This is a genomic window from Nocardia pseudovaccinii, from assembly GCF_050942345.1.
Taxonomy (GTDB): domain Bacteria; phylum Actinomycetota; class Actinomycetes; order Mycobacteriales; family Mycobacteriaceae; genus Nocardia; species Nocardia pseudovaccinii.
In genome coordinates, this window is the sequence record NZ_CP192074.1 from 2,286,903 (window position 1) to 2,305,255 (window position 18,353).

Consider the following 18,353-nt stretch of genomic DNA (forward strand, 5'->3'; position numbering starts at 1 on the left):
CCGTTCACGATATGCATTCCGGTGATGGCCCCACCGACGACGGGCCCGACCTGGGCAGCTCGCCGTCCACGGACCCTGGCGATCCGCCGCCGTATCGGCGCGGCACCCACGACCCCGCGGTGGAATCCGTCTGGCTGCGCCATCGTCCGCCACCACCACCGCGCCCGCGCGGCTTACCACGCATGACCACGGTCTTGCTGGTCGCGGCTTTCATCGCGGTGCTGCTGCTGTATCTCGCGGTCCGGCCGGGTGGCTAGGGCGATAGCCGCGGAATAATTCGGTTGCCGAGTCACTTAAAGTTGACCGTTATGAAGGAACAGGGGCGCAAGGTCATCGCGACCAACCGCCGGGCGCGGCACAACTACACGATCCTGGACACCTATGAGGCCGGGATCGCGCTGGTCGGTACCGAGGTCAAGAGTCTGCGCGAGGGCAAGGCCTCGCTGGTGGACGCCTTCGCGACCGTCGACAACGGCGAGGTGTGGCTGCGCGGCCTGCACATTCCCGAGTTCAGCCACGGCACCTGGACCAACCACTCCCCGCGCCGGGTACGCAAGTTACTGCTGCACAAGCGCGAGATCGAGCGGCTGGTCGGCAAGTCGCGCGAGGGCAATCAGACATTGGTGCCGCTGTCGATGTACTTCTCCGACGGCAAGGTCAAGGTCGAACTCGCGCTCGCCAAGGGTAAGCAGGACTACGACAAGCGACAGGATCTGGCCAAGCGCACCGCCGAGCGCGAGGTCACCCGAGAACTGGGGCGGCGGATCAAGGGCATGCGCTGACCGCCGTTCTGCTGGCGCTGGTGGCCGCGGTCGGCTACGGCGTCAGTGATTTCTTCGGTGGGGTGGCATCTCGGCGGGTGACCGCCCTGCGCGTCGTGATCATTTCCTATCCCATGTCGGTGCTGTTCGTCCTCGCGCTGCTGCCGCTGTTCGACGGCGCTCCCGACACCGCATCGATGCTGTGGGGACTGGCGGCCGGTGTGGCGAGCGGCTTCGCGGTGTGGTGGTTCTATGCCGCGCTCGCCAGCGGTCCGATGGCGGTGGTTTCGCCGCTGACGGCCCTGCTGGTCGCCGGTATTCCGGTGCTGGTCGGGCTGGTGCTCGGCGAGCGCCCCGGCCCGCTCGCCATCGCTGGCATCGTGTTCGCGCTCGGTGCGGTATACCTGGTGAGCCGCGAGTCGCCCGATGACGTCACCGAGGAGATCACCGGTGGGCGTGAGCTGCGCTTCACCAGGAAGGTCGCGCTGCTCACCATCGGCTCGGGTGCGGCCTTCGGACTCGCCTTCGTCTTCCTGCACGAAACCAACGCGAGTGCCGGGGTCTGGCCGCTGCTGGCCCAACGCGGCGCGGCGAGCCCGATGGTCTGGCTCATTGCATTGTCAGCGGGGGAGTTCCGGCCGCTGCGCGGTGAACCACTGCGGTTGGCGGCCTATATCGCGGTGCTGGACACCGTCGCGAATGCCGCACTGCTATACGCCTTCCATGGTTCGATGCTCTCGCTGGTCAGCGTGATCGGCTCGCTGTACCCGGCCGCGACCGTCCTGCTGGCGATGGCCCTACTCGGTGAGCGGGTCGGGCGACAGCAACAGGTCGGGATGGCTTTGGCGCTCGCTGCGGTCGGCTTGATCGCGGCGGCCTGATCGAGTTCGCCGGGTCCTGACCCGGCATGCTGGTGCGACTGATGGGGCTGGATGTACGGCAGTGACATCACGGTGTGGTGCGCCCGACACTGATTCCGCCCAGGTCAGAGGTCTGAGTTCGGGTACGGGGATAATGGAATGAACAGCGGGTCACCGAGTGTTAACATGACTAGCCCGACAAGGTGTCGGGACGTACGGGGCTGAACGGTTTCGACTGCGTACGTAGATTTAGGGGAAGCGTGTCGGTGCAGGCAAGAGACCACCGTAAGCGTCGCTGCAACCAATTAAGCGCCGATTCCAATCAGCGCGAGTACGCCCTCGCTGCCTAAGTAGCAGGTCGTCTCTGTCAGTCCGGGTTCGTCCCTCGACCCGGGTACTGGCATCAGCTAGAGGGAATTACCGTCCGGCTCGGTCGCGGAGTCGGACGGGACATCCAACAGCGACTGGGATCGTCATCCGAGCTTGTTCGCGAGACCCGGAGATCCGAGTAGAGACCTAGCGAACTGCACACGGAGAAGCCCTGAAGACGCGGCGGAGGACCCGGGTTCGATTCCCGGCAGCTCCACTCGAAAGGCCCGGTCCACACGGACCGGGCCTTCGTCGTTTCGGTGGATCGTTCGGAACTACAGGCAGATGCCGCCGAGGTTCATTGCGGTGACGGTGGTGTACCCGGCTGCTGGTTGGTAGTCGGGCGGGCCGTCGTAGTAGACGGCGCTGACGATGTGCTGGCCGACGGTGTCGGGAATCCAGAGGATGCTCGCGGTGCCGTTGGTGACCGGTACGGTCCCGACGATATTCCCACCGAGGCCGGGCAGGCGGCTCGTGAATTCGACGACACCGCTTTGTACCGGAGTGCCATCGGGGCGCTGCACGGTTGCCTGCGCAGTCTGCCCACAGCCGACCGCGGCGACACTGTTCGCACCGAGTGCCGGGCCGACCATCGTCACCGACAGCGTCGGGGCGATCATCGCATTCGCTTGGGGTGCAAAGGTTGTCGGTACTGCCAGACACGCAGCCGCCAGCGCCACACCGGCCGCGCCGCGCGAGAGTCCGCCCATCATGCCCGCCTTTCGCTGTGCCGACCGAGCCGCTCATGGCCCGGCCGTAGGTCGTCGCACGGTACCTGAGACGCGGATCACGTCGGCGCAGGCCGCGCCGAAATTCTTCGGAAAGGTCGGAGCATCGCCCGAGCTGACGGGTTGCCCGGCATTCCCGCCCGAAACCGTGTCGCACGGAGTTAGTGTTGCTCCGCGCTACATAGCCACGTTCCAGCAAACCTCGGACGGAGCGTTATGGGACACAGGACAGGCATCGCCGCGTGCATTGCGGCCGGGCTGTTGATCGTCACGAGTTGCGGAACGTCGACGGACACCACCGGAACTTCCACGCAATCGACCGCATCGGGCGCCGAGCCCGCATACGTCGCCGCTATCCGGCCGGTGATAACCACGCTGATGAAGGACAACGCGATTCCGGGCGCTGTGGTAGTCGTCAAATCGCCGAAGCAAGGCGATTGGGCCGCGGCATTCGGTACGCGTGCCATCGGCACGAGCGAGCCGATCGAAGTCGACGACTACTTTCGCGTCGGCAGTAATACCAAGACGATGACGTCGACGGTCATCCTGCAGTTGGCGCAGGATGGCAAGCTCTCGCTCGACGACCCCATCGACAAGTATTGGCCCGGCGTGCCGAACGGTGATCGGATCACGATTGCGCAGCTGAACGAAATGCGAAGCGGGCTATACAGTTACACCTTCGACCCGCAGTTCAATGCCGCGCTCGACAACGAGCCGCAGAAGGTATATACGCCGGAGGAATTGCTGGCCATCGCGTTCGCGCACCCGGTGAACTTCCAACCCGGGGAAAAGTTCGAATACAGCAATACCAACTTCATCCTGCTCGGCCTGGTCATCGAGAAGCTCACGAAAATGACTGCCGCCGAGAGTTTTCAGAAGCGCATCTTCGAACCGCTGAGGCTTGCGCACACATCACTGCCTGCGCCCACGGACTCCTCGATTCCGGATCCGCATCCCCAGGGCTATGCCTTCGGCACGAACGTTTCCACCATCGACACGTACGCACTTCCTCCCGCGGAACAGGCCGAGGCCGTCGCGGGCACCCTGAAACCGAGCAACCAAACAAATATCAACGTCTCTTGGGCGTGGACCGCCGGTGGTGCGATCTCGACGGCCGCCGACATGGCGACGTATGTGAAGGCGCTCGTCGGCGGTGGTCTGCTCGATGCGAAGATGCAGAAGACTCGATTGGACAGCATTCAACCGATCGATCCGGCCGACCCGGACCAAGCCGGATACGGCCTCGGCATCGTGCGATTCGGTACTCACCTCATCGGACACGACGGTCAGCTCCCGGGCTTCATGACCTTCATGGGCCACGACCCGGCATCGGACCTCACGATCGTGGTCGCCACGAATCTTGCGACGGTTCCCTCGGGTGAGGGATCCGCCCTGGTGCTCGTCAAAGGCATGCTGCCGACCTTCTACGGTGCCGATGCCCTGCCGGGCAAGGATGTGGCGACCACCGGCGCGAGTCCGACCAGCACCACCGAGGCGACTACCCCCGGTCGATGACATGAAGGTGATGCCGGATGGATGAGACCGACGTACTCATCGCGGGCGCAGGCCCGATCGGCCTGACCACGGCGATCGAGTTGCGCCGCAGGGGAGTGTCGTGCCGGATCATCGACCCACTGCTGGAACCACCCCGGTAGCCGAAAGCCGTTGGTATTCAACCCCGCACGCTCGAAGTGTTCGAGGGTATGGGCGTACTGCGTCAGGTGCTGGACGCGGCGATCCAATTGCGCGGCCAGATCCTTTATGTCGATGGTGCCGAGGTCCTGGTGTGTATCCCGTTGCCCGGCAGGTCCCGGTACCGCATCTCGATGCTCGTCCCCGACGAACTCGCGAGCGCTCAGGCGGCCGACGGCGACAATATCGCGCACGGCTTCGAATCCGGGCGCAAGCCCGAACTGTCGCATCTGCAGGCGGTGCTGGACCGGCTCGGACCCGAGCCTGCCAAAGCGTCCGAACTGCGGTGGTCGTCGGTATTCCGGATCAGCCACCGGATCGTCGATTCCTACAGTCGCGGAAGGGCTTTCGTGGCGGGCGATGCCGCGCACATTCATCCGCCGACCGGCGCGCAGGGCATGAACACCGGTATCCAGGACGTGCACAACCTCGCATGGAAGCTCGCGCTCGCCGTCGAAGGCGATGCGGCCACCGATCTGCTGGCCAGCTACGACGCCGAGCGCAGGCCGGTCGGCGACGAGGTGGTCGGCCGGACGGTTCGCAGTGCCCGCGAAGGCATCGGCACGGATTCGACCGATCCGGATTATGTGATGCAGCGCGAAGCCCAGCTGCTGATCGACTACGGCGACAGCCCGACGTCACCCACTACCTGAAATCGACATTCCGCTGAACACGTCAGATGCGCGACGGCGATCGAGCGCGACCGAGGCTGCGATGTGGATCCACTGGCGACCGGCGATACATATATCTGGGCGATCTCTTCATGTGCATGAATCAGCTGGAAACCGCGTGAGCTGAATTCACGCACGGCCGACCCGGCCCGGAAGATAATGCGACGTAGCAGGCATACGAGGAGGAAGCCGTGCGGTACCGGGCCGGGCTGGAGGGCGAGGCGACATTGCGAGTCGGCGTCGAGTTCACCGATGCCGCGCGCCGATCGCTCGGCATCACATGGTCGGCCGCCAACGCATCGGCTGCCCGCAAAAAGTTCGAGTACGCACGGATCTTCCTGGTGGTGCTCGGCGGCGACCCGCAGCGGATCTACCTGGACCTCGTGGACCGACGACCGTCGGCGTCGGTGCGGCTACCAGCTGATCTGGCCGACGGCGAGTACGCCATCGAAGTCGACGCCTACGGCAGCGCGAGTTGGGGCGATGGCAGGTTGGACGCCCGCGGTCGCAGCGTCTCGTTCACGATCGGCCCGGGGGAGTCGGGCTAGCAGGGCCGCGGGGTTCAATTTCCACCTCCATCGGCGTAGCCTCGGTTCTGTGCTGCGCGGCCAGCGAATGCACCAGATCGATCAGATTGCCTACGGTTACCAGACTGTGCACCTGATCATTTCGCAGTGGGCGGGCCAGTGAATCGCGGCGGAACTGCGGTAGTGCTCGCTCGAGATGGGCCAACCCGGCCTCGCTGACTGCCTCGCTCGGCGAATTCGTCGTCCGGAATGTCGCCACGCAACAGCGCGGCGACATCGGCGCCGGAGATCTCCACACCGGAGTCCCGGTGGATGCGAAACCACATATCCAACAGGTCGATCGACTCAGCGCCGAGTTCGTCGATCAGCGACGACTCCCGGCTGATCCGGGTTTCTTTCAGGCCGATCGTGTCCGCGACGGACGTGATGACCACGGCCGTAGAGATCTTCGGCTCTCATGCGAAGACCCTGGCCCGTGCACCTGGGCGTGGATCTCGAGCCGATCCGAGCGGCCTGGTTGCCGGGCATAGCAAGTCAGATTGGTTGTGAATCAATGCAATTCGTCAGATCGAACCGCTACCATGGGGAAATGACCGCGATGCGGGTTGGTAACGGGACGTGGTCGATGCTGCGGGTCGCCTGCGCAGACGCGGGTATCAATGCCGAAGGGGCCCAACTACTTCGAGTGACCGACGAGATCGACTACCGGCTACCCAGTGGTGTGGTGGCGCGGATCGGGGCACCCGGACAAGAGGGTGCCGCCAAGCGCGCGGTCGATGTCGCTCGATGGCTCGAGTCCGCCGGAATTCCAGTGGCACAGGTGGTTTCCGAGCTTCCGCAGCCGGTGGTGGTGGACGGTCGCGCGGTGACCTTCTGGCACGAGTTGCCGCAGCACCGCGCCGGCACACCCGCGGAGGTGGCCGCGGCGCTGACACGGCTGCACGGGCTGGCGCCGCCGACCGATATGGAAATCGGACAGGTGGCGCCCTTCGTGGGACTCGATGAACGCATCGAAGCCGCGCACACCATGAGCGCGGACGACAGATCCTGGCTGCGTAGGCATTTGGCGGAACTGCGGGGTCGCTGGGCCGCGCTGCCGTCCGGACGGCCGTGGTCGGTCATCCACGGCGCCGCGTGGAGCGGCAATGTGGTCGTCGCGGAGGACGACAGCGTGATCCTGCTCGATACCGGACTGGTGTCGATCGGCCCGCCGGAATGGGATCTGGTGCATGCGGCGATCGAATGCGCGTCGTTCGGCTGGATCACCGATGCACAGTACGGCGAGTACTGCCAGGCCTACGGCTGTGATGTGATGCGCTGGGACGGCTTCTACCTGCTGCGCGATATCCGGGAGTTCCGGATGGCCACGATGGCCGCACAGGCGGCCGCCGCGAATTCGGAGTACCAGGAGCAGGCGGATCTCCGCCTGGCCTGTGTGCGCGGCGATATCGGCCCACGGGTGTGGGACGGATGGACGGCGCTGTCATAACCCGTTTCTGACGGTGACCGGCGGACGTCCGCCGCATCGAGTTCAGCCCTGCTGGGTCGGTACGACGATGAGCTCGGCCACATTGACCCGCGGCGGTGCGGCGACGGCGTAGGCGATGGTATCGGCGATATCGTCCGAACGCAGTATTTCGAGTTCGCTGCGCCACTGGGTGAGCCCGGCCCGCTGCTCTTCATCGCGCATCCCAGCACCGAGTTCGGTTTCGACGAATCCGGGTTCGATGTTCTTCACCCGGACACCGCGCGGGCCGAGTTCCGCGCGCAGATTGCGGGTGAGATGGGCAACCGCGGCCTTCGTCGCGGTGTAGACGCCGTAGTTGGGGAAGACGGTATGCCCGCCGATCGAGCCGACATGCACGAGATCCGCGCGGCGGCCATCGCGTGCCGCGGCGAGCAGGTCATCTATGAAAGCCCTTCCGGTGTAGAGCAATCCATTGATATTGGTCCCCACCATCTGATCCCATTCGGCGGTGTCCGCGGCTTCGAACGGCGCGGCGAGCATGACGCCCGCATTCGCGACCACCAGGTCCACCGGGCCGAATGCCGCGCGCACCGTCGCCGCGGCGTCGCGCATTGATTGCCGATCGGCCACATCGGCGACCACCGCGAGGGTCGGTCCGCCGATCTCGGCGGCCAGTTCTTCGATCCGATCCTTGCGACGGCCGAGCAGGGCGACGCGGGCGCCGTTGTGTGCGAGCTGTCGGGCGGTGGCGGCGCCGATACCACTGGATGCTCCGGTTACTACCGCGGTGCGGCCTTCGAGGTTGTTTGTCATGAGCACCACGTTCGTATCCGAGATCGCTACCCGCCAGGCTGCGGACTTCCTGGTAGTAGCGGGGCCACCCAGGCCAGGCCCGGTTGTCCTACCCTCGGATGCATGGACTCCGAGAACCGATTGGGCGTGTTCCTACGCGCCCGCCGTGAACTGGCGCGTCCGGAGGAGTTCGGGATTCCGGGTGGCGGCCAGCGGCGGGTGGCCGGACTGCGCCGCGAGGAAGTGGCCATGCTCGCGGGCATGAGCGCGGACTACTACGTACGGCTGGAGCAGGGACGGGATAAGCATCCGTCCGAGCAGGTCGTCGAGGCATTGGCCCGGGTATTCGCGTTGGACGAGGAGGGGGTCGCGCACCTGCGCGAGTTGGCGCGTCCGATTGCCCGGCGCAAGCGGGCAACGCGACGGCCCGAGCGGGTCGCGCCCGGGCTGTTGCGCCTGATGGATTCCTGGCCGAATACGCCAGCATTGGTGCTCGGTCGGCATATGGATGTGCTCGCCGCGAATCCACTGGCCACCGCGGTCAACTCCTGTTCGGCCGAGGGCGTCAATATGGTGCGGGCGATCTTTCTGGACCCGCAGGCGCGTGCGTGTTATGCCGACTGGCCGAGTATTGCCGCCGATACCGTCGCCAGCCTGCGTGCCACCGCGGGCACCGACCTCGACGATCCGCGCCTGACCGAACTGGTCGGCGAATTGACCCTGAAGAGCGAGGATTTCCGGCGGCTGTGGGCCCGTCATGACGTGCGCGCGAAAACCGCGGGCGTCAAACGTTTTCGCAACCCGCTGGTCGGCGACCTCACACTGTCCTACGAAACCTTCACCGTCAACGGAGCTCCGGGCCAGATCCTCATCGCCTATCACGCCGAGCAGGATTCGGCCGATGAGCGCGCACTCGCGTTGCTCGGCATGATCGTTGCGGGTGAGGTGCCCGAATCAACTTCCGTACCAGCGGATTCGGATAGCTGACTCGGTTTCGGAATCGGCGTTCACGGCACCTGTGACCGCAGGAATTCGATTGCGGCAGTGGGTTGCGAGCCCGCTGTGCTCTCATAGGCAGTGGTGAAGGCTTCAGTACCGAGTGCTTCGCGGGCGCGGTCTGCCGGTGCGACGAGATTGTCGTACCCGCGCCGATCCTCCGCGCCGAGCATGGCGGCCGCCGCACCGAGTAAGTGGGCCGCGGCGGTTGCGTTGCCGTCGCGCATTGCCAACGTGGCATACAGGTGCGCGAACATTGCCAAATCGTCCGGTTGTGCCCCGCTCGCAGTCGTCATCGACCCGTTTCGATCGATGATCAGCCCCTTGGTCGCCGTATCGAGCACCCGCCGAGCCCGCACCGGATCGTCGTCGAGAATCGCGATGAGTGCTCGAAAACCACTACTCCGAGCGCGGATTCGAGTACCGAAGGCGGTGTTCGCTAGACCGGTTTCGGCCCGCTCGAGTTCACGCAGTGCCGCTTTCCGGTCCCCGCGACGCAGCAAATACTCCGCACGCGCAAGCCGCACATAAGTCGCGGTGCCTGGCTCTCCGGCCGCCTCGACGTGTTGTCCGGCCCGGGCCAGCGCGGCTTCGGCACGGTCGAGTTCGCCGAGTCGAGCCAGTGCGGTGGCCGATTCGGCACAGACGGCCGCGGCATCACCCGCACTGCCGAGCTCTTCGAAGGCCGCAGCGGCACGGGTGAGCGAAGTGATCGCCTCGGGCAGATCACCACGGCGCAGCTGGTCCTCCGCGATCGACTGAAGTGTCGTCGACAGACCGAAGCGTTCGCCGACTGACTCGAATTCCTTTTTCGCACTGACCAATTGATCGATGCTCGTACCACCGAGCAAGAGTGCGATACCCCGCTCCCATCCGAGGAGCCCTGGCCATGAAGCCGAAAGGTCCTGCCCCTCCAGGAATGCGGGCGCTACCAGCAACACCGTACGGGCAGGTCCACTGGGTAGACCTGAGCTCCTCGCGATTTCGAGACCGGCCGCCACCGCCCGCATCCCGTCCTCGATCGCACCGCCCTCGTACCGCGACAACCCATCGAGCACACCGCGCAATGCCCGCAACTCGTCCGGCACCTCGCCCCGAAGCTCCGACACAGCCCGCATCCAGTGCAGCCGTTCGCTGTGGATCCCGCGCAACGTCCAGTACCAGAACATTGCCGCGATCAGCCGAATGCCCAACTCGACAGCACCGGTGTCGACCGCGAATCGCAATGCGGCGGCGATATTGTCGCGCTCGGCATCGAGCCGAGCAAGCGCATCGAGCTGCGCGGTGGACCGCAGTTCGGCCTCCGCCGACTCGGCGCGCCGCAGCAAGTACTGCGCCTGCCTGCCCCGAACCGCATCCTCCCGGCCGGACTCCGCCAGCCGTTCCAGCGCATACGACCGGATCGTCTCGAGCATCCGGTATCGCTCGCCGCCGCGTTCGACCAATGACTTGTCCACCAACCCGGTGAGGAGCTCGAGATCGTCGACAGCATCGAGAGTCACACCGGCCGGAAAGACCGCCAGCCACCTGACAAGTTCACGTTCGGGCTCCGAAAGCGGCGCCCAACTCCACTCGATGACCGCGCGCAGCGTCCGATGTCTGGCCTGCGCCGTCCGGCTGCCGCGACCGAGCAGCGTGAACCGATCATCGAGCTTCGCCGCGATCTGGCCGACCGAAAGCGCCCGCAGCCGCGCCGCCGCCAATTCGATCGCCAGCGGCAAACCGTCCAGCCGTCGGCAGATCTCGACCACGGCGAGGGCAGTACCGGCATCGAGCGCGAAATCCGGACGGACCGCTCGCGCGCGTTCCACGAAAAGCCGTACCGCAGGAGAGCTTTCGGCCGCAGCCGCATCATCGGGCCAGGGCAGCGGGTGAATCTGGTGAATGTGTTCGCCATCGACCGCGAGTGATTCCCGGCTGGTAGCCAGCACCCGCAGCTCCGGACACGCGCCGAGCAGCCGGTCGACGAGCTCGGCGACCGCATCGACGAGGTGTTCGCAATTGTCCAAGACAAGCAGGACATGTTGCCGCGCAAGGAATTCCGTCAACCGATCGACGGGATCCCCTGCCGAGGGCTCGAGCACCCCCACCTCTCGCACACCGATCGTGGTGAGCACCGCAGACGCAACCTGCTCCGGATCGCGCACCGCGGCGAGTTCGACCAGCCAGACGCCACCGGAAACCCGCTCGCCCACTTCGACGGCGAGTCGAGTCTTACCCGCACCACCCGGTCCGACAATGGTGATCAGCCGGGCGACCGCGAGTCGCGCCGTCAGATCTGCCACATCGTCTTCGCGCCCAACGAAACTCGTGACCTGGGCGCGCAGGTTGGTGCGTCGGCGCGGCGCCGCGGATTCCTGCCGCAAAATCGACAGGTGCAGTTCGCTCAGTTCGGGGGACGGGTCGATGCCGAGTTCGTCGCCGAGCCGATCCCTGATGCGTTCGAAGGCCGCCAGCGCATCGGCCTGCCGACCCGCCGCATACAGCGCACGAATCAACAGACCCTGAATGCGCTCGGTCAGCGGATGCGCCTCGGCCAGCGCGCGCACTTCGTCGAGGACATCATTGCCCGCGGCGACTTCCAGCCCGAGCCGATGTTCGGCCGCGCCGCGCCGCAACTCGTCCAGCCGCACCGCCGCATCGGCCGCGAACCGCAGCTCCAGCAGTTCGGTCAGCGCCGGACCCCGCCACTGGGACTCGGCCTCGCGCAATGCGGACAGATCATCCGATTCCCGCCCGGCCGCGGCCAGGCGTTCGAACCGGACGACATCCACATCGACCGGATCGATGACCAGCCGATAACCGGGCGCGAGTCCCTCGACCCGCGTCGTGCCGACCGCGCGCCGGACTCGGGACACCAAGGCCTGCAACGCATTCGCACCGTTATCCGGCGGGCGTCCGTCCCAGATCGCATCGGCGAGTGCGTCGGCGGGCACGACCCGGCCGGGTTCCATGGCGAGCCGGGCCAGCAATGCGCGCACCTTGACCCCGGCGATCCGAAGCGGTCGGTCCTCGTCATCGCGGACCTCGAAGGGGCCGAGCAGCAGTACACGCACGGCAGTAAGCCTGCCGTATCGGGCAGTGGAGTCGACGTTCTGGTGGATCGGCTAACGACTGTGCGGGAGGATGCCGAGTGTCACGGCGAGTCCGGCCGCGATGCATCCGGCGGCCGCCGCGCTGGTCGGGAAGGAACGGGTGATGGTGGCGATGCCGGCCACGAAAATCAGGCAGGTTGCCGAGGCCAGCAGCGCGGTTCCGCGATCGACACCGGCGGGGCGGTGAAATCGCTTGTGCGTCACTGTCATGTTCATGGGGTACCCGCTCGGCGAGTTATGAAACTGTTATCGACCGCGACAGGCCGAATCATTCCGTGACAACTGCCGTCTCCGGCGCATCTCGAGTGGTAGGACTGGCAGATGGGCAATGACGAGACGGACCCGGACCTGATCGAACTCGCCACCAAGATCTTCGATCTGGCTCGGCACGGCGATGCCGAGCGGCTCACGGCGTACCTCGATGCCGGTGTCCCGGTGAACCTCACCAACGACAACGGCGACACGCTGCTCATGCTGGCCGCCTACCACGGTCATCAGGACGCCGTCCAAGTGCTGCTCGCGCGGGATGCCGACCCGAATCGAGCCAATGACAAGGGGCAGACCCCGCTGGCCGGTGCGGTCTTCAAAGGCGAGACCGAGATCCTGCGAGCCCTGCTCGCCGCCGGTGCTGATCCGGATGCCGGGACACCGTCCGCGCGGGCCGCTGCCGCCATGTTCGGCAAGAACGATCTGCTCGGCTTGTTCGGGGCGTCCTGAGCGTTGACCGATTGCCATGAGCAAGAACGCGGATTCGGCTGCGTTCGTGCGGGTCGGTATAGTCGCCGCGGATGAGTAGTGTCACCACCCCAGATAGGTCGAAGCCCGTGAACCGACGATTCGGGCGCGCGGTGTGGCTGGTGCCGGTGCTGCTCGTCGCCTTCGCCACCTGGTGCCTGATGGCGCCGCTGTGGCCCTTTCACCGGATCACCGGTGGGTTCATCGACCTGCAGGTCTACCGGCTCGGTATCGAGGCTCTGCGCGACGGCGCGGATATGTACGGCCAGTTGCCGCAGACCACGATCGGCATCGGACTGCCGTTCATCTATCCGCCGTTCGCCGCACTGGTGCTGAGCCCGTTCGCGCTGCTGCCATGGGATGCCGCGGCCTTCACCTTCTTCATCTCCTCGACGCTCGCGCTGGCCGTCACGCTGTATCTGGTCGCGCGGCGCCGCTGGCCCGAGCGCGGCGCGTTGCAACTCGCGCTGCTCGCCACCTCCTGCGCGACACCGCTGGCCATGTTGCTGGAGCCGGTGCGCTCCACGCTGGACTTCGGACAGGTGAACCTGTTGCTGATGGTGCTGGTGGCCGCGGACGCGCTCACCGCGAAGCCGAAATGGCGGCGCGGCATGCTGGTCGGCGTCGCCGCCGCGATCAAGCTGACACCGGCCGCGTTCGTGCTCTACTTCCTGGTGCGCCGGGATTATCGCGCTGCGGTGACAGCCGCGATCACCGGCGCGGTCGCGACCGCGCTCAGCTTCGCGATCCTGCCCAAGGAATCGGTCAACTACTGGTTCGGCGGCCTCGGCAATGTCTCTGGACTCAGCGGTTCCTCCTTCCACACCAACCAGTCGATCCAGGCCGTGCTCGCCCGATTCGGCGTGGAGAAGCCGCTGTTCACCGTGCTGTGGCTGGTGCTGAGTGCGGCGCTGCTCGCGCTGGTGGTCCCGGCCATGCGGCAGGCCGCCGAGGTGCCAGCGCTCGCACTGTCGATCAACGCCGTCTTCACGCTGCTGGTATCGCCGATCTCCTGGTCGCATCACTGGGTGATGATCGCGCCCGCGCTGTTCGCGATGGTCTGTTACGCGACCACACTGCCACGCGGTCGGGCGATCGGCTGGTATGTGGCGATCGTCCTCACCGCGGCGGCATTCGTGTACGGGCCGCAGAACTGGCTGCCGGGCGATAATCGCCGTGAATTGGCTTGGACGCCTTGGCAACACCTGTGGGGGAACACCTACGTGTGGTTGAGCGTGTTGCTGGTCGTTGCGTATCTCGTTGCCGGCAAGCGGGCGAAGTCGCAAGCGAGCGAACGCGATTCCGCGCCGAAGGATACCGATCTCGTCGATCTGGCAGGTCCTCGCCCGGCGGCCTGACAGTTTCTGGGATGCTGGGATTTTGGACGGAGGCGCTGCGTGGTCGCGATCGATATCGAACGGAATCCGAAGTCGGCGTGGCCGCTGACGCCCCTGCGTGCGGTGCACGCGCGCGGGCTCGGCGGGGTGCCGCCGACGGCATTGGTGCTGATCGGGATCATCAGCGTGCAAGTCGGCGCGGCGCTGGCCAAGCAGCTGTTCACCGCCACCGGGGCCGCGGGTGCGGTCACGTTGCGCCTGTTCTTCGCCGGGGTGGTGCTGCTGGTCGTCTGGCGGTCCGCGCTGCGGATCGAGCGGCGCGCGCTGCCGGTGGTGCTCGGCTACGGCACCGTGCTCGCATCCATGAATCTGTGCTTCTACCAGGCCATCGACCGGATTCCGCTCGGTATGGCGGTCACCCTCGAATTCTTGGGGCCGCTCACCGTCGCACTGGCCGGCTCGCGGCGCTGGACCGATCCGGTGTGGGCCGTACTCGCCGGTGGCGGCGTACTGCTGCTGACCAAGGCGGGCGGCGATGTGGGCTGGTCGGGTGTGCTGTTCGCGCTGGCCGCGGGGGCGCTGTGGGCGAGCTACATTCTGCTGAGTGCCGCACTCGGTGACCGGACCAGCGGCGGTGGGGGATTGGCCATTGCGATGGCCTTCGGCGGTGTGCTCATGGTCCCGGTCGGCATTGCCGACGCGGGCGCCACATTGTTCCAGCCCTCGGTCCTCGCAGCCGGTTTCGCGGTCGCGATGCTGTCGTCGGTGCTGCCGTATTCCGTGGAACTCGAAGCGCTGCGGCGCATTCCACCGCGCGTCTTCGGCGTGCTGATGAGCCTGGAACCGGCGGCCGCCGCACTCGCCGGGCTGATCGTCCTCGGCCAGATCATGCACGCGGCGCAATGGGTTGGCGTCATCTGTGTGGTGGCGGCCTCCATCGGAGCCACCCGAACTGCACGGCGGAAGTAGTCAGCAGTCCGCACTACCCGGCGCGAAGATCGGGATCTCGCACCACCACGGCTTGATCACCGGCGGTGTCGCCGGTGCGCCCGCGACGATCCAGTCGCCCTGTACCGATACCTCGCGGCGCGACAGCGGTTCATTTGCCGGACCGGTCGCCACGGATCCGTCGAGATTGAATTTGCTTCCGTGACAAGGACAGTTGATGGTGCCGCCCGCGATTTCGTTGAGGGCACAGCCCTGATGTGTGCAGATCACCGAGAAGCCCTGGTAATTACCGGGATTCGGTTGGGTCACCACGGTGTCGCCGAGGATGAGCCCGGAGCCGACCGGTACGTCGGAGGCGCGGGCGATGGCGTTCTCCGGTGCGCCCTCCTCGACCTGCGGTGCCGGTGCGGGTTGCTCCTGGACCTCTTGCCGTGCGGCGGGTAGCGCTGCGAATGCGCCTGCGACGATCCATTCGCCCTGTACCGAGATGGTCCGCGCGGCGAGCGGTCGGGTGGCCGGACCCGTTGCGACGGAGCCGTCGAGATTGAATCTGCTGCCGTGACAAGGGCAATTGATGGTGCCGCCGCTGATCGTGCCGACCGCGCAGCCCGCATGCGTGCAGATCACCGAAAAAGCTTGGTAATTGCCGGGACTCGGCTGGGTGACGACGGTATCGCCGAGTAACACCCCGGACCCGATCGGCACGTCGGAGGTGCGGGCGAGTGCGGTGCCGGGGGTGGGTTCCGGCCCGGCTGGCACCTCGGCCGGGGGCGGCGGCGGTTCGGCGGCAACGGAACTCGATGTCGTCGTCGGTACCGCGGTGGAGGTGGTGGAGGTGACCTGCGTCGACGAGCTTTCGCTCGTGGAACAGGCCGCGACAACTGCCGCGGCCCCTGCTCCGATGACGATTGTTCGACGGTTGACGTGTTCGACGCTCATCATGACCTCGGCGTTGTCGGCTCGTTGTAGTAGGAGTTACGAGATAGCCGCCGATTAGGTTCGAGGTCGTTTCGGATTCTTGCCGAAGTTGGCGCTGCCTGCCGCCCGGGTGAGACTGGGACCGGACGGGGCAGCCATCGGCCATTGAACGCAACGGTTCTGAGACCAAGGGTGGGTGTTCGATGAGACTCTCCTGAGAAAGCCTGGCGGCGCTACCCGTCAGCGCGCGGTTCGACCCGTAGGCTGGGACGATGCGGGCGATTGCGTTCTACGAATTCGGCGGTCCGGACGTACTGCAGATCGTCGACATCCCGATCCCGGAACCGGGCCCGGGGCATGTCCGAGTCGCGGTGCGGACCACCGCGGTGAATCCGGTGGATTGGAAGATCCGTTCCGGCGCACTGTCTTTCGGCGAACCGGTGTTCCCGCAGTATCCGGGTGGTGAGATCGCGGGGGTGGTCGATGCGGTTGGCCCGGATGTCACCGATGTCGCCGTCGGCGATGAGGTACTGGGCTGGGCGGTCGCGGCGTACGCGGAGTACACCCTCAGCAATGCCGTCGCGAAGAAACCCGAGGAATTGTCCTGGCCGGATGCCGCATCGCTCCCGGTCGCGGTGTCCGCGGCGGAGAAGTCATTGGCGGCACTGAAAATACAACCGGGCGAAACGCTGCTGATCAATGGTGCGTCCGGTGCGGTCGGGTCGATGGCGGTGCAGCTGGCCGTGGCCGAGGGCGTCACCGTGATCGGCACCGCTTCCGCGGCCAATCAGGATATTGTGCGCGAACTCGGCGCCACCCCGACCACCTACGGCGCCGGTCTGGTCGAGCGCGTCCGCGAACTCGCGCCGAACGGCATCGATGCGGTCTTCGACGCGGCCGGATACGGTGTGCTGCCCGCCGCCATCGAATTGCGCGGCGGCACCGACCGGATCGTGACGATCGTCGATCCGGCGGCTCGCGAACTCGGCATCACCTTCCTCGCGGGCAGCGGTCCCGAGCGGCCTACCGAACTGCTGGAGCAGGTCGCCGAACGCGTCGCCAGCGGTGCGTTCCGGCTGCCGGGCGAGGCGCGGACCTTCCTGCTCGAGCGGGCAGCAGCTGCCCAGGAGGAGAGCGAAATGGGGCGTGGCCCAGGCAAGGTCGTCCTCAACGTGAGCTGACCCCGGGTCCGGAACGCCTTGTTGCGAACGACAACCGGCGTACCATCTTTTCTTGCCGTGTGCCGATAGGAGCCGCGGCAAGGAGGAGGACGGGCGCGATGGTCGGTAGCCCATCGGCTGACGGAACGAGCCGCGGTGTGCTCGACGCCGGTTTCCAGATATTGGAGGCCATTTCGGCGGCACCGGAGGGCTGTGGACTGTCGCAACTGGCACGCACCACCGGATTGGCGAAGGCCACCGCATATCGGTTGGCCGAGCAGTTGGTGGCGCTGGGCGCCGTGCAGCGCGTGGAGCAGCGGTATTTCGTCGGCGAGCGGATGGCCGAGCTCGGGCGGCATTGGCAGGCCGCGCCGATTCTGCGCCGGGCCGCGCAACGGCCCGCCAGGGTATTGTCCGCCTTGACGAATTCGACTGTCGCGGTGTGCATTCTCGACGCGGACGAGGTTCGGATGGTTTCCGGGATCAAAGGCGCCGAGTTCTTCCTCAACACCAGCGCCGATCCGGAGTTGGTCTATCGCACCGCGTTGGCGCAGGTGCTTTTCGCGGGACGAGCCGACAATACCGTCCCGCCGCCGACCTATTCGGCCGCCGAATGGCAGCGTGTCTGCTCCGGAATCGTCGATGCGGGAATGGTTTCCGTCGACCATCACAAGCTGATCGCCGGGATCTGTTGTGCCGCAGCGGCAATCCGTCAACCGGGGATATGCGATGCGGCCGCGATCGGCTGTATCTCGCTGTCCCAACAGTTTCCGCCGAATCTGCCCGGCCTGGTCGCACATACCGCCCGCGAAATCGAGAAGAATCTTCGCTGATCGGTTCGTTCAGTGGACCGGGCCGTTCTGCCCGCTCGGCCCGGGAATCAGGATAGATGGGCTGTCGAACGCCGCGAGTAAGGGCCGATCCACCGATGCAAGACTCAGATCTCTGGGGCCACCGCTACGTCTCCTCATCCGTCACCGAGAATGGCCGACCACGATTCCTGCTCCGCGGCACCCGGATCACCCTGTGGTTCGTCGACGAGACCCGCCGCCTGTCCGCACACGCGGGCGCCAATACCGTGCTGTTCGAGGTGGATGCCGACAGCGGCGTTCTGAAAACCCGATCCCCGTTCTCCACCGTGCTGTCCTATCCGCCGGAATTCGCCGACCAGGACTCCTGGCTCACCGAATTCCTGCTCCTCGCACCGACATGGACCACCACCGGCGACGGCACCCTCATCCTCAGCGACGACCGGATCAGGATCGAGCTGCAGCAGACCGCTGACTGCCCCTGATA

19 protein-coding genes, 1 other RNA gene and 1 pseudogene are annotated in these 18,353 nt (G+C 66.1%); 15 read left to right on the forward strand and 6 right to left on the reverse strand.

The genetic code is table 11. The features are described 5' to 3' along the window. The first annotated feature begins 11 nt into the window (after positions 1-11). The 4 genes from ACQPZ2_RS10330 to ssrA all read left to right on the forward strand — a co-directional run bounded on the left by ACQPZ2_RS10330 (position 12) and on the right by ssrA (position 2,210). Positions 12-257, forward strand: a complete 246-nt coding sequence (locus ACQPZ2_RS10330; RefSeq protein ID WP_063041423.1) for a hypothetical protein — start codon at positions 12-14, stop codon at positions 255-257. 51 nt (positions 258-308) lie between these two features. After that, positions 309-782, forward strand: coding sequence for an SsrA-binding protein SmpB (smpB, locus tag ACQPZ2_RS10335; RefSeq protein WP_040694424.1), 474 nt, complete (start codon positions 309-311; stop codon positions 780-782). After that, a complete protein-coding gene (locus ACQPZ2_RS10340) occupies positions 779-1,642 on the forward strand; it encodes an EamA family transporter (protein ID WP_433527386.1) in 864 nt (287 codons plus the stop codon). The genes smpB and ACQPZ2_RS10340 overlap by 4 nt, the downstream gene beginning before the upstream one ends. Positions 1,643-1,838: 196 nt before the next feature. Next, positions 1,839-2,210, forward strand: a transfer-messenger RNA (tmRNA) gene (gene ssrA, locus ACQPZ2_RS10345). A 55-nt stretch (positions 2,211-2,265) separates the two neighbouring features. Here ssrA and ACQPZ2_RS10350 read toward each other — a convergent pair. After that, a complete protein-coding gene (locus ACQPZ2_RS10350; protein WP_433525335.1) occupies positions 2,266-2,703 on the reverse strand; it encodes a hypothetical protein in 438 nt (145 codons plus the stop codon). Positions 2,704-2,934: 231 nt separating this feature from the next. Here ACQPZ2_RS10350 and ACQPZ2_RS10355 point away from each other — a divergent pair, with 231 nt between their 5' ends. The 3 genes and pseudogenes from ACQPZ2_RS10355 (at position 2,935) to ACQPZ2_RS10365 (ending at position 5,629) form a co-directional block, all read left to right on the forward strand. After that, the gene (locus ACQPZ2_RS10355; RefSeq protein ID WP_433525336.1) at positions 2,935-4,233 is read left to right on the forward strand and encodes a serine hydrolase domain-containing protein; all 1,299 of its coding nucleotides are present in this window, start codon (positions 2,935-2,937) and stop codon (positions 4,231-4,233) included. A gap of 17 nt (positions 4,234-4,250) precedes the next feature. Next, positions 4,251-5,045 (forward strand): annotated as a pseudogene (locus ACQPZ2_RS10360) (FAD-dependent oxidoreductase); the annotation flags it as partial. A gap of 227 nt (positions 5,046-5,272) precedes the next feature. Next, a complete protein-coding gene (locus tag ACQPZ2_RS10365; RefSeq protein WP_433525337.1) occupies positions 5,273-5,629 on the forward strand; it encodes a hypothetical protein in 357 nt (118 codons plus the stop codon). 116 nt (positions 5,630-5,745) lie between these two features. Here the strand turns inward: ACQPZ2_RS10365 and ACQPZ2_RS10370 are convergent, their stop codons facing one another. Beyond that, positions 5,746-6,042 (reverse strand): acyl carrier protein, encoded by a 297-nt coding sequence (locus ACQPZ2_RS10370; protein WP_433525338.1) that lies wholly within the window; start codon positions 6,040-6,042, stop codon positions 5,746-5,748. Between the two features lie 155 nt (positions 6,043-6,197). Between ACQPZ2_RS10370 and ACQPZ2_RS10375 the strand changes: the two genes are divergently transcribed. Continuing rightward, positions 6,198-7,097, forward strand: coding sequence for a phosphotransferase family protein (locus ACQPZ2_RS10375; RefSeq protein ID WP_433525339.1), 900 nt, complete (start codon positions 6,198-6,200; stop codon positions 7,095-7,097). Between the two features lie 42 nt (positions 7,098-7,139). On the opposite strand, the gene ACQPZ2_RS10380 is transcribed toward ACQPZ2_RS10375, so the two are convergent. Beyond that, the gene (locus ACQPZ2_RS10380) at positions 7,140-7,889 is read right to left on the reverse strand and encodes an SDR family oxidoreductase (RefSeq protein WP_433525340.1); all 750 of its coding nucleotides are present in this window, start codon (positions 7,887-7,889) and stop codon (positions 7,140-7,142) included. Between the two features lie 102 nt (positions 7,890-7,991). Between ACQPZ2_RS10380 and ACQPZ2_RS10385 the strand changes: the two genes are divergently transcribed. Beyond that, entirely contained in the window at positions 7,992-8,855 is an 864-nt protein-coding gene (locus ACQPZ2_RS10385) for a helix-turn-helix transcriptional regulator (protein WP_433525341.1), read from the forward strand. Between the two features lie 20 nt (positions 8,856-8,875). On the opposite strand, the gene ACQPZ2_RS10390 is transcribed toward ACQPZ2_RS10385, so the two are convergent. Both ACQPZ2_RS10390 and ACQPZ2_RS10395 read right to left on the reverse strand, forming a co-directional pair. After that, positions 8,876-11,920 carry a BTAD domain-containing putative transcriptional regulator gene (locus ACQPZ2_RS10390; protein WP_433525342.1) on the reverse strand — a complete coding sequence of 1,015 codons (3,045 nt, stop codon included), beginning with the start codon at positions 11,918-11,920 and terminating at the stop codon, positions 8,876-8,878. A 51-nt stretch (positions 11,921-11,971) separates the two neighbouring features. Continuing rightward, positions 11,972-12,169 (reverse strand): hypothetical protein, encoded by a 198-nt coding sequence (locus ACQPZ2_RS10395; RefSeq protein WP_084508582.1) that lies wholly within the window; start codon positions 12,167-12,169, stop codon positions 11,972-11,974. A gap of 111 nt (positions 12,170-12,280) precedes the next feature. Between ACQPZ2_RS10395 and ACQPZ2_RS10400 the strand changes: the two genes are divergently transcribed. The 3 genes from ACQPZ2_RS10400 to ACQPZ2_RS10410 all read left to right on the forward strand — a co-directional run bounded on the left by ACQPZ2_RS10400 (position 12,281) and on the right by ACQPZ2_RS10410 (position 15,000). Then, positions 12,281-12,676 (forward strand): ankyrin repeat domain-containing protein, encoded by a 396-nt coding sequence (locus tag ACQPZ2_RS10400; RefSeq protein WP_040694299.1) that lies wholly within the window; start codon positions 12,281-12,283, stop codon positions 12,674-12,676. 107 nt (positions 12,677-12,783) lie between these two features. After that, on the forward strand, positions 12,784-14,052 hold the full coding sequence (locus tag ACQPZ2_RS10405; protein ID WP_433525343.1) for a glycosyltransferase 87 family protein: 1,269 nt from the start codon (positions 12,784-12,786) through the stop codon (positions 14,050-14,052). Positions 14,053-14,091: 39 nt separating this feature from the next. Next, complete coding sequence (locus tag ACQPZ2_RS10410; RefSeq protein ID WP_433525344.1) at positions 14,092-15,000, forward strand: EamA family transporter; 909 nt, start codon at positions 14,092-14,094, stop codon at positions 14,998-15,000. Here the strand turns inward: ACQPZ2_RS10410 and ACQPZ2_RS10415 are convergent, their stop codons facing one another. Beyond that, positions 15,001-15,921, reverse strand: a complete 921-nt coding sequence (locus ACQPZ2_RS10415) for a Rieske 2Fe-2S domain-containing protein (RefSeq protein ID WP_433525345.1) — start codon at positions 15,919-15,921, stop codon at positions 15,001-15,003. A 248-nt stretch (positions 15,922-16,169) separates the two neighbouring features. On the opposite strand from ACQPZ2_RS10415, the gene ACQPZ2_RS10420 reads away from it, so the two are divergent. The 3 genes from ACQPZ2_RS10420 to ACQPZ2_RS10430 all read left to right on the forward strand — a co-directional run bounded on the left by ACQPZ2_RS10420 (position 16,170) and on the right by ACQPZ2_RS10430 (position 18,351). Further along, positions 16,170-17,078 carry an NADP-dependent oxidoreductase gene (locus ACQPZ2_RS10420; RefSeq protein WP_433525346.1) on the forward strand — a complete coding sequence of 303 codons (909 nt, stop codon included), beginning with the start codon at positions 16,170-16,172 and terminating at the stop codon, positions 17,076-17,078. A gap of 98 nt (positions 17,079-17,176) precedes the next feature. Next, the gene (locus tag ACQPZ2_RS10425; protein ID WP_433525347.1) at positions 17,177-17,890 is read left to right on the forward strand and encodes a helix-turn-helix domain-containing protein; all 714 of its coding nucleotides are present in this window, start codon (positions 17,177-17,179) and stop codon (positions 17,888-17,890) included. Between the two features lie 95 nt (positions 17,891-17,985). Then, entirely contained in the window at positions 17,986-18,351 is a 366-nt protein-coding gene (locus ACQPZ2_RS10430) for an META domain-containing protein (protein ID WP_433525348.1), read from the forward strand. The last annotated feature ends 2 nt before the right edge of the window (positions 18,352-18,353 follow it).

Excerpts from the sequence above, each read along its gene's own strand:
- ACQPZ2_RS10355 (WP_433525336.1), top strand. The coding sequence starts at position 2,935 with ATGGGACACAGGACAGGCATCGCCGCGTGCATTGCGGCCGGGCTGTTG.
- ACQPZ2_RS10420 (WP_433525346.1), top strand. The coding sequence starts at position 16,170 with ATGCGGGCGATTGCGTTCTACGAATTCGGCGGTCCGGACGTACTGCAG.
- ACQPZ2_RS10375 (WP_433525339.1), top strand. The coding sequence starts at position 6,198 with ATGACCGCGATGCGGGTTGGTAACGGGACGTGGTCGATGCTGCGGGTC.
- ACQPZ2_RS10385 (WP_433525341.1), top strand. The coding sequence starts at position 7,992 with ATGGACTCCGAGAACCGATTGGGCGTGTTCCTACGCGCCCGCCGTGAA.
- ACQPZ2_RS10430 (WP_433525348.1), top strand. The coding sequence starts at position 17,986 with ATGCAAGACTCAGATCTCTGGGGCCACCGCTACGTCTCCTCATCCGTC.
- ACQPZ2_RS10330 (WP_063041423.1), top strand. The coding sequence starts at position 12 with ATGCATTCCGGTGATGGCCCCACCGACGACGGGCCCGACCTGGGCAGC.
- ACQPZ2_RS10350 (WP_433525335.1), bottom strand. The coding sequence starts at position 2,703 with ATGATGGGCGGACTCTCGCGCGGCGCGGCCGGTGTGGCGCTGGCGGCT.
- smpB (WP_040694424.1), top strand. The coding sequence starts at position 309 with ATGAAGGAACAGGGGCGCAAGGTCATCGCGACCAACCGCCGGGCGCGG.
- ACQPZ2_RS10425 (WP_433525347.1), top strand. The coding sequence starts at position 17,177 with ATGGTCGGTAGCCCATCGGCTGACGGAACGAGCCGCGGTGTGCTCGAC.
- ACQPZ2_RS10380 (WP_433525340.1), bottom strand. The coding sequence starts at position 7,889 with ATGACAAACAACCTCGAAGGCCGCACCGCGGTAGTAACCGGAGCATCC.
- ACQPZ2_RS10415 (WP_433525345.1), bottom strand. The coding sequence starts at position 15,921 with ATGATGAGCGTCGAACACGTCAACCGTCGAACAATCGTCATCGGAGCA.
- ACQPZ2_RS10395 (WP_084508582.1), bottom strand. The coding sequence starts at position 12,169 with ATGACAGTGACGCACAAGCGATTTCACCGCCCCGCCGGTGTCGATCGC.
- ACQPZ2_RS10400 (WP_040694299.1), top strand. The coding sequence starts at position 12,281 with ATGGGCAATGACGAGACGGACCCGGACCTGATCGAACTCGCCACCAAG.